The sequence below is a fragment of the Pseudomonas antarctica genome (assembly GCF_900624995.1).
GTDB classification, from domain to species: domain Bacteria; phylum Pseudomonadota; class Gammaproteobacteria; order Pseudomonadales; family Pseudomonadaceae; genus Aquipseudomonas; species Aquipseudomonas antarctica.
On the sequence record NZ_UYXQ01000142.1, the window covers coordinates 1 to 8,945 of the forward strand.

11 protein-coding genes are annotated in these 8,945 nt (G+C 57.0%); 6 read left to right on the plus strand and 5 right to left on the minus strand.

The window, feature by feature from the left end; translation table 11 throughout:
• From E0F99_RS26885 to E0F99_RS26900, 4 genes are all read left to right on the plus strand, one after another.
• Positions 1–953, plus strand: a 953-nt coding sequence (locus E0F99_RS26885) for an RHS repeat-associated core domain-containing protein (RefSeq protein ID WP_207303102.1), incomplete at its 5' end; no start/stop codon positions are given.
• The gene (locus E0F99_RS26890; RefSeq protein WP_083359172.1) at positions 950–1,264 is read left to right on the plus strand and encodes a contact-dependent growth inhibition system immunity protein; all 315 of its coding nucleotides are present in this window, start codon (positions 950–952) and stop codon (positions 1,262–1,264) included. The genes E0F99_RS26885 and E0F99_RS26890, both read left to right, overlap by 4 nt.
• Positions 1,207–1,806, plus strand: a complete 600-nt coding sequence (locus E0F99_RS30705) for a hypothetical protein (RefSeq protein WP_232000178.1) — start codon at positions 1,207–1,209, stop codon at positions 1,804–1,806. The genes E0F99_RS26890 and E0F99_RS30705 overlap by 58 nt, the downstream gene beginning before the upstream one ends.
• Positions 1,803–2,183, plus strand: coding sequence for a hypothetical protein (locus E0F99_RS26900; protein WP_083359173.1), 381 nt, complete (start codon positions 1,803–1,805; stop codon positions 2,181–2,183). The genes E0F99_RS30705 and E0F99_RS26900 overlap by 4 nt, the downstream gene beginning before the upstream one ends.
• 51 nt (positions 2,184–2,234) lie before the next feature.
• On the opposite strand, the gene hemB is transcribed toward E0F99_RS26900, so the two are convergent.
• From hemB to E0F99_RS26915, 3 genes are all read right to left on the minus strand, one after another.
• Positions 2,235–3,209 (minus strand): porphobilinogen synthase, encoded by a 975-nt coding sequence (hemB, locus tag E0F99_RS26905; protein WP_083359174.1) that lies wholly within the window; start codon positions 3,207–3,209, stop codon positions 2,235–2,237.
• A gap of 115 nt (positions 3,210–3,324) precedes the next feature.
• On the minus strand, positions 3,325–4,167 hold the full coding sequence (locus E0F99_RS26910) for a PhzF family phenazine biosynthesis protein (RefSeq protein WP_083359175.1): 843 nt from the start codon (positions 4,165–4,167) through the stop codon (positions 3,325–3,327).
• Between the two features lie 19 nt (positions 4,168–4,186).
• Complete coding sequence (locus E0F99_RS26915) at positions 4,187–4,885, minus strand: glutathione S-transferase N-terminal domain-containing protein (protein WP_083359176.1); 699 nt, start codon at positions 4,883–4,885, stop codon at positions 4,187–4,189.
• A 251-nt stretch (positions 4,886–5,136) separates the two neighbouring features.
• Here E0F99_RS26915 and E0F99_RS26920 point away from each other — a divergent pair, with 251 nt between their 5' ends.
• A complete protein-coding gene (locus E0F99_RS26920; RefSeq protein WP_083359177.1) occupies positions 5,137–5,838 on the plus strand; it encodes a histidine phosphatase family protein in 702 nt (233 codons plus the stop codon).
• 47 nt (positions 5,839–5,885) lie between these two features.
• A complete protein-coding gene (locus tag E0F99_RS26925; RefSeq protein WP_083360467.1) occupies positions 5,886–6,941 on the plus strand; it encodes a permease in 1,056 nt (351 codons plus the stop codon).
• A gap of 127 nt (positions 6,942–7,068) precedes the next feature.
• On the opposite strand, the gene mnmH is transcribed toward E0F99_RS26925, so the two are convergent.
• Together mnmH and selD are read right to left on the minus strand one after the other, a co-directional pair.
• The gene (gene mnmH, locus E0F99_RS26930; RefSeq protein WP_083359178.1) at positions 7,069–8,172 is read right to left on the minus strand and encodes a tRNA 2-selenouridine(34) synthase MnmH; all 1,104 of its coding nucleotides are present in this window, start codon (positions 8,170–8,172) and stop codon (positions 7,069–7,071) included.
• Positions 8,172–8,945, minus strand: a 774-nt coding sequence (gene selD / locus E0F99_RS26935) for a selenide, water dikinase SelD (protein WP_130909030.1), incomplete at its 5' end; no start/stop codon positions are given. The genes mnmH and selD, both read right to left, overlap by 1 nt.

Sequence of the window (8,945 nt, forward strand, 5' to 3'; positions counted from 1 at the left end):
CCAATGGGCAGACGGCCAGCTATCGCTATGACCCGTTTGGTCGGCGGATCAGCAAAACCGTTGATGGGATAACGACGGAGTTTTTCTGGCAAGGCGACAAGCTGGTTGCCGAGCATCACGCGGATCGCCATCGCAGTTACATCTACGAACCGGACAGCTTCCGCCCGCTGGCACTGCTGGCAGGCTTTGGCCCGCAAGACACCCAACCCTTCCACTACCAACTCGACCACCTCGGCACGCCACAGGAACTCACGGCCCCCGACGGCGAAATCGTCTGGTCCGCGCATTACCGCGCCTATGGCCAAATCAGTCGCCTCGACATAAATAAAGTCGACAACCCGCTGCGCTTCCAGGGCCAATACTTCGACCCGGAAAGCGGGCTGCACTACAACCGCAATCGCTACTACAATCCAGATATTGGTCGTTACCTCACGCCCGACCCGGTGAAGCTGGCGGGTGGGATCAACGCGTACCAGTACGCGCCCAATCCTACGGGATGGGTGGATCCGCTGGGATTAAGTTGCAAGGTTGGAGGGTGCCCTGGCTCAAACGTAGACCCCCTTCAATCAAGCAAGGCCCCTGTACTAGACTCGCATGAAAAGTCAGGGGGGCACCTAATTAGGAAGCACATAGATCAAACGGACGCTCAGCTAACCGCAAGGCTTGAGTCAGAGCCAAATATTCCAGCGGCATCTACATTCAGAACTTTAGAGGAGGCAGAAGCACTCGTATCCAAAAGCTTAGCGACACACAACCAAGACATATTGGAATTCCTAAAAGGAAAAAAAGATAAACTTATTATTAGAGAAAACTCAAGTCAGGCGGTAGGAGTTAGCGTCATTAGAGGAACTGACAAATCAGTTCCCGCTTATAAATTTTTGCTAGTTTTAAAGCGAAAGCATAACATGCCGAAAGGCTACCTATTACTGACAGGATACCCATTAGAAAAATGAACAAACCACTGACAGAACTCCAGCAGTTTTTTGGCGCCTATTTCAATCAGGACTGGACTGAGGAATACTCATCAGCCGATGAGGTCATTGATTCTTTTTTACAAGACTCGTCTAGAGACGTAATAATTTCCGTAAAAAAAGAAATCCTTGAGCTGATAAACTCTTACACAAATGAGTCAGACCTCCAAGAAAACCTCCTCTACGAACAGTATTGCTATTACTATTACCCTCATCAATGGCCATCAGGACTGTTGTGGCTCAGCCATATAATGAAAAAGTTCGACAAATACCTGAACACAATGAAATTTTAAGTTTCGATGCATCCGTAGAGGCGGACATTCGCGCGACGAGCAAAATACAGCCAAAAAACAAGATACAAACAAAAAAAATCAAACAACAAACCCAGAACCACTCATACCAAATCATAAATATGAAAAGACAGCCGAGCATGAAAATAATCCGTGGATTACTGTTCACTTACGACATTGAAAACACAGATAACTTAGAAAGAGAAAAACTTATCTCGTCAAAAAACCCAAATAACGAAAAAGAGCTTATAGAGATCTTTGACGCACTGACAAAACCAGAATTTCTAGATTATACAGCCCTTGAACAAAAATGGTTTATCTCCTCTATCAAGCACTACCTATCAAATAATGATAACTTCGACGCCATCTTTAAAACGATGGCAACCTATTTTAACTCCCCCATAACGCACCAACAAAGTTTTATGCAAACCCTTCTAAGCCGACTAAAAAATACAACAAGCAAAAGAATAAAACCTAACTCACTATTTAATTACAAAACCCGAAAATATTTAATAACGCACTTTTCAATTATGGATCACCGATGAAACCCCGTAAAATCACTATCATCAAAAACGGCATACGTGAAAGCGCAATCCTCGAATACGAAGGAGGCAAACCTACCCTTTATCTACTTCTAGGTAATGAGCCCCAAAAATCCTACACCGCCTTGGACCTGTACGGCTGCTTCGGCTTAATGAGGGCAGACTTGAAAGATATAAAATTTCTATGCAAAGGATCAAAAATCAACGTCCACACATCAGGAATGTCTTCGCAAATGTCTAATGGCCTAGTCGCTTACGAGCTGACTATGGGAGTTCCGGACGGTGAACTTGTGCATATTTTCTCTTGTGAAGAAAGTAATCTCACCAACGACATACAGGAGCAACACGACTTCTGCCAGCGCTGGGCAGAATCGGTGTAGATGTAGCCCCGAGACGAGCAGTTCCGCTCGCCACAGGACTACAACCCGATATCAAATCCCCGCCAACGCCAAATCCATCGCAAAGTACGTGAAAATCAAATCCGCCCCAGCGCGTTTGATCGACCCCAACGTCTCCCGCACCACGCGCGCCTCATCAATCGCGCCCGCCTGGGCACCGAATTTGATCATCGCGTACTCGCCACTGACCTGATACGCCGCCACCGGCAAACGCGAGGCTTCGCGGATGTCGCGGATGATGTCGAGGTACGCGCCGGCCGGCTTGACCATCAGTGCGTCTGCACCTTCTTGCTCATCGAGCAGTGATTCGCGCACGGCTTCGCGGCGGTTCATGGGGTTCATCTGGTAGCTTTTACGGTCGCCTTTGAGCGCGCTGCCGCCGGCTTCGCGGAACGGGCCGTAGAGGGCTGAGGCGAATTTGGTGGAGTAGGCCATGATCGGAATATGCGTGAAGCCGGCATCGTCCAGGGCGCGGCGGATCGCTTGGACTTGGCCGTCCATGGCGGCGGACGGCGCGATGACGTCAGCACCGGCGCGGGCGGCGGCCACGGCTTGTTTGCCGAGGTTGACCAGGGTCGCGTCGTTGTCGACGTGGGCGCCGTGCATCACGCCGCAGTGGCCGTGGTCGGTGTATTCGCAGAAGCAGGTGTCGGACATCACGATCATTTCCGGCACGGCGTCCTTGATGATCGAGGACATGCGCGAAACCAGGCCGCGTTCCTTCCAGGTGTCGCTGCCGTTGGCGTCCAGGTGGTGGGACACGCCGAAGGTCATGACCGACTTGATCCCGGCGCGGGCATATCGCTCGATCTCACTGGCCAGTTTCTTTTCAGGAATACGTTGCACACCCGGCATGCTGGTGATCGGTACGAAATCGTCGATTTCTTCTTCGACGAAGATCGGCAGTACCAGGTCATTAAGGGTGAATTCGGTTTCCTGGAACAGGCCACGCAGCTCCGGGGAGCGGCGCAGACGACGTGGGCGGGCTTGGGGGAACTGGCTGGTCATGGCTTTCCTGGATAGCGGCAGAATATTTGGGGCAAAAGCTTATGCCCCTTGGCCCCGACAGTACAAACGCCAAGGGGCCAATAGTGTATTGCGCAGCTCGTAACAATTCATTGATCTAGAGCTGTACTCGCCCATCGATGCACACCGACACGGCGCCGCCGATCCAGATTTCATCGCCATGGCGCTCGACGCGAATACGCCCGGCGCGCCCTATAGCCGTGCCTTGACTGACCACGTAACGGCTTGGTGCCAGGCCTTCACTCAGCAGCCATTGGGCAATGCCGGCGTTCAAGCTGCCGGTGGCAGGGTCTTCCTGGGCGCCGTCGCCAGCGATAAAGGCGCGAACTTCGAAGTGTGTGTCCACGGCGTCGCGCACCGGGTCACAGGGCGCGAGAACGCCAACGGCCAGACCGTGCAGTTGCGAGTAATCCGGCTGCAAGCCTAGCACTTGGTCACGCTCGGCCAACATCACCGCGAGCCAACCTGCGCCATTGTCGACCCATTGGCTGCGCACAATGGCCTCGTGCGCCAAACCCAAACCAAGGCGCACACGCTCCAGTAAGGCCGCGTCCACCGAACCTGTTCGCAACAACGGCGGCGCAATAAACGCCAGCTCATCGCCTTCACGACGGATACGCACCAGGCCGATTTCGCACTCCTGGATGATCTCATCGCCCTTCGGCCTGCCGCCGGCGTGCAGCCAAGCGTGGCAACTGCCCAGCGTCGGGTGCCCGGCGAATGGCAACTCCTTTAGCGTGGTGAAAATTCTCACCCGATAGTCAGCCAGCGGATCACGCGGCGTCAGCAAAAACGTGGTTTCACTGAGGTTGGTCCAGTTGGCGAAGTCAGCCATTTGCTCGTCGGTGAGGCCGTCAGCGCCGAGCACCACCGCCAGCGGATTGCCCTTGAGCGAAACGCTGCTGAATACATCCAGTTGCTTGAAATCGAAAGTCGACATACTTCAACGCTCTAGGGGGTCAGGCAGGTATGTTAAGGCCACGAATCACTGCAGGGCGGGCGACAAAGCCGTCCAGCACGCGCAGCACATTCGGGAAATCGGCAATGCCTACCAGGTCGCCGGATTCGTAGAAACCGATCAAGTTGCGAATCCATGGAAAGGTAGCGATGTCGGCGATGCTGTACTCGTCGCCCATGATCCAAGTGCGGCCCAGCAGGCGCTTTTCCAGCACGTCCAGCAAACGCCGGGACTCGGCGGCATAACGATCGCGCGGGCGCTTATCTTCGTAGGCCTTGCCGGCAAATTTGTTGAAGAACCCTACTTGGCCAAACATGGGGCCGATACCGGCCATCTGGAACATCAGCCATTGAAGGGTTTCGTAGCGCGTGGCGGGGTCTTCGGAGAGCAACTGGCTGGTTTTTTCTGCGAGGTAAATCAGGATCGCACCGGACTCGAACAACGCCAGCGGCTGACCGCTCGGGCCATTGGGGTCGATGATTGCAGGGATTTTGTTGTTGGGGTTCAGCGACAGGAACTCGGGTGACAGCTGGTCCTGGGTCTCGAAACTGACCTTGTGCGCTTCATAAGGCAGGCCCAGTTCTTCGAGCATGATCGACACTTTGACGCCGTTGGGCGTAGGCAACGAATACAGCTGCAGGCGTTCTGGATGCTGGGCGGGCCATTTACTGTTGATCGGGAAGGCGGCGAGTGCGTTCATCGGAAAATCCCCAAGCGCAAAGCTCCCATAATAGCCACCTGCCGGGCGTCCTGCATGGGTCATCATCGCGCAACATAGCCGCGCTAATCTTGCGTGCAGGCGAACCAAAGCGCCGATGTGCACTCTTAAGTGCGCCATTACGGTGAAAGGAGACACCCTGTTACAACGACACGGAAAACCGCAGGACGCCAGATGCGTCACTGGGGCCGGGCTTGTCCGCCTTAATTCGCAGCGCTGAAGACTCGAACCTAATGACAATCAAGCCTTTGTGCCTGGCACTACGCCTTAAACGCTACTCATACATTATGTTGCCACTGCTCATCGTCGGCAGCGCCATCGGTTTGAGCCTGGAATCGCGGGTCAGCAGCGCGGGCCCTGTGGACGGCGTGCAAACCCTGGTATTCCTGCGCCACGGCGAAAAGCCGGCCGGCGGTCTCGGCCAGCTCAACTGCCAAGGGTTGAACCGTGCGATGAACCTGGCCACCGTACTGCCGCAAAAATTCGGCAAGGCCAACTACGTGTTTGCCCCTGACCCGACGCGTAACGTCGAGGAAGGCGAACAGGACAATTCATACAGCTACATTCGGCCGCTGATGACCATCAGCCCCAGCGCCATCAAACTCGGCCTGCCGGTGAACATCCAGTTCTCGGCCAACGACACCAGCGACCTCGCTGACGAGCTGGTGGAAGACAAGTACCACAACTCAATCATTTACACCGCTTGGTCTCACGGCTACCTGCCGGAGCTGATCAACAAGGTTGCCAGTGAAGCCTCGGGTGAAAAACACACCATCACCGACGATTGGTCAGGCAGTGACTTCGACACGTTGTATGTGCTGACATTGACTTGGCATAACGGCAAGGCTTCTCTGCTGAGTCGCAACTACAAGCAAGGGCTGGATAATGGCCAGCAGACGTGCCCGGATGCAACACAGGCCGCTGCGGAGATCTGACACAGGCGTATGATGCACCGCAATTGAATCATCTGCGGATCAGCACCATGCCCAACCTCATCTTCACCCAGCCCAACCGGGGCTGGTCGTTCTGGTGGAAGCCAGCGCTATTCCTACTGGTGGCCTGCGTTGGCCTCTACTACGTGAAGTGGTCACCCTACTACCTTAAGGCATTCGTGGCAGCGGATAACCACAGCATCGGTGCCTCGATTCTCAATGACCAGCAAACCGCGCCCCTGACGGCCGCGCTGGCCTATGCCCAGGTATATTTCCTGGCGATCTGGAAGGCCGCCGTGCTGGCGGTGCTGCTGGGTTCACTGCTGCAAGTGTTGATCCCTCGTGACTGGCTGTTGCGCCTGTTTGGCCGCGCCGGGCTGGGCTCGACCCTGCGCGGTGGGTTGTTCGCGTTGCCGGGCATGATGTGCAGTTGCTGTGCGGCCCCGGTGGCGGCGGGCATGCGCCGTCAGCACGTGTCGGTGGGCGCGGCACTGGCGTTCTGGATCGCTAACCCGGTTTTGAACCCGGCAACGCTGGTGTTCATGGGCTTTGTGCTGGGCTGGGGCTTCACCGCTTTGCGGCTGGTAGCGGGGATTGTGCTGGTGGTGGGTGTGTCCTTGGTGGCACAACGCATTGCCCGGCCCGATCAGGTGCCCGAAGCCGCGTTGGACGCGGTGGCCGACGTCAGCCAGAGTGAGTCGCAACCGTTCCTGAGCCGTTGGTTGCGTTCCCTGTGGCAGTTATTCTGGAGCACGATCCCGGTCTATATCCTCGCGGTGCTGGTGTTGGGAGCCGCGCGGGTCTGGCTGTTCCCCCATGTCGATGGGGCCATGGCCAACAGCCTGATGTGGCTGGTGCCGCTGGCGATCGTCGGCACGCTGTTCGTGATTCCTACCGCCGCCGAGATCCCTATCGTACAAACCATGATGACCCTGGGCATGGGCACCGGCCCGGCCGTGGCCTTGTTGATGACCCTGCCCAGCGTGAGCCTGCCGTCACTGTTGATGCTGCGCAAGGATTTCGATGCGCGGGTGCTGGTGACGGTAGCCGGGCTGACGATGTTGGTGGGCGTGGTGTGCGGGTTGATCGGAGCGTTTATCCTGTAGGTTTTGAGGGAGGTTCAGCGCCCTTTCGCGAGCAAGCCCGCTCCCACATGTCGACCGCGTTCCTCAGGATAAACGCGGTTAAATGTGGGAGCGGGCTTGCTCGCAAAGAGGCCCTCAAAACCACCGATTATGCTCGCCTGCCACTGCGCTCACGCAAGTACTCCACCACGGCGTCCTGCTCGCCCGCAAACTCGATCCGCGCGCCTTTGCTCTCACGCTGAAAGGCGTACATCGGGTCGTAATACTCACGCAGCAACCCTTCGATCCACTCCCGGTGCAAGTCCACCGCGCCACTGCGCGCCTGTTCTGCCAAGGCCTCCTGCAAGATCGCCTGCAACCGCTGGAAGCACTCGCCGCCCAGGCGTTTGTGGATATTGGCCAGGCTCTGGGTCAGGCGCTCGGCAAACAGCGCCTGGCCGTTTTCGCCGAATACCTGGATGAACTCGGCGCACAGGTCGACCACATAATCGCGCAGGATTCTTTCGACGCGGCCTTCGACACTGTCTTCCAACCACACCATCGGGAAAGTCTGCATGCCCTTGTGCAACGGCAATGGCAGTGCGCAACTGCCGATCATGCGGCTCTCGTCCTCGACCACGAATTGCTCAATGCCGCCCGCGCGCTTTTTCAGCAGGTCCACGGCCAAGCGGTTTTCGAAGTCAATGTTGGACGGCTGAGCGGTGGCGCGCTTGCCAAAGCTGGAGCCGCGATGGTTGGCGTGGCCTTCCAGGTCCAAGGCGTTGCGCAACTGGCTGAGCACTTCGGTCTTGCCGGTGCCGGTCATGCCGCCCAACAACACGAAATCACACTCTGCCGTCGCGTGCTCGAGCGTATCCAGCAGAAAGGTACGCATAGCCTTGTACCCACCGCCGACGCGGGGATACTCGATGCCAGCTTCGGTCTTCAGCCATTGCTGCACGATCTGCGAACGCAGCCCGCCACGAAAGCAGTACAAGTAACCATCAGGATTGGCCTGGGCAAATTGCGCCCACTGCTCGATGCGCTCGGCCTTGATCGCCCCGGACACCAGCTCATGCCCCAAAACGATTGCCGCTTGCTGGCCCTGTTGCTTGTAGCAGGTGCCGACCCGCTGGCGCTCGTCGTCGGTCATCAGTGGCAGGTTAATCACCCCAGGGAACGCGCCCTTGGTGAACTCAATCGGCGCGCGGGTATCCATCATCGGCCGATCGTTGAGGAAGATGTCGCGGTAGTCGGTGATGTCAGTTGCCATCAAAACACCTCTACCGCGCGGGTCTGTCGCTCAACCAGCTCGCCGATTGGCTCAAGGCTCAGGCCCAGCTCGGCGGCCACCGTGTGGAATTCGGCGTCGCCTTCAGGGGTAACGGCGATCAGCAAGCCGCCGCTGGTTTGCGGGTCGCACAGCACGCGTTTGTGCAGTTCCTGCAAGCGACCGAGCTTGCTCGAATAGCTGTCGAAGTTGCGCAACGTACCACCCGGCATGCAGCCCTGATCCAGGTAGTCCTCAACCCCTGGCAAGCGTGGGACTTTTTCATACTCGATGCGCGCTGTCAGACCGCTGCCGTCAGCCATTTCCACCAGATGGCCAAGCAGGCCGAAACCGGTGACATCGGTCATGGCCGTCACGCCTGCCAATTTACCGAAACGGCTGCCAGGCTTATTGAGCGTGCACATCCAGTCGCGGGCCAGGCCGATATCCGCCTCGCGCAACTTGCCCTTCTTCTCGGCGGTGGTGAGGATGCCGATGCCCAACGGTTTGGTCAGGTACAGCTTGCACCCGGCAGTCGCGGTGTCGTTGCGCTTCATATGACGTTTTTGCACGATGCCAGTAACGGCCAGGCCGAAGATCGGTTCCGGGGCGTCGATGGAATGCCCACCGGCCAGCGGGATACCGGCGGCGTCGCATACCGAGCGGCCACCACGAATCACTTCACGGGCAATCTCCGGTGCCAGCACATTCACCGGCCAGCCCAGAATCGCGATGGCCATCAGCGGGTCGCCGCCCATGGCATAGATGTCGCTGAT

Bases quoted from the DNA above. Each gene is read 5' to 3' on its own strand.
- E0F99_RS26890 (WP_083359172.1), top strand. From the start codon at position 950: ATGAACAAACCACTGACAGAACTCCAGCAGTTTTTTGGCGCCTATTTC.
- E0F99_RS26900 (WP_083359173.1), top strand. From the start codon at position 1,803: ATGAAACCCCGTAAAATCACTATCATCAAAAACGGCATACGTGAAAGC.
- hemB (WP_083359174.1), bottom strand. From the start codon at position 3,209: ATGACCAGCCAGTTCCCCCAAGCCCGCCCACGTCGTCTGCGCCGCTCC.
- E0F99_RS26910 (WP_083359175.1), bottom strand. From the start codon at position 4,167: ATGTCGACTTTCGATTTCAAGCAACTGGATGTATTCAGCAGCGTTTCG.
- E0F99_RS26915 (WP_083359176.1), bottom strand. From the start codon at position 4,885: ATGAACGCACTCGCCGCCTTCCCGATCAACAGTAAATGGCCCGCCCAG.
- E0F99_RS26920 (WP_083359177.1), top strand. From the start codon at position 5,137: ATGACAATCAAGCCTTTGTGCCTGGCACTACGCCTTAAACGCTACTCA.
- E0F99_RS26925 (WP_083360467.1), top strand. From the start codon at position 5,886: ATGCCCAACCTCATCTTCACCCAGCCCAACCGGGGCTGGTCGTTCTGG.
- mnmH (WP_083359178.1), bottom strand. From the start codon at position 8,172: ATGGCAACTGACATCACCGACTACCGCGACATCTTCCTCAACGATCGG.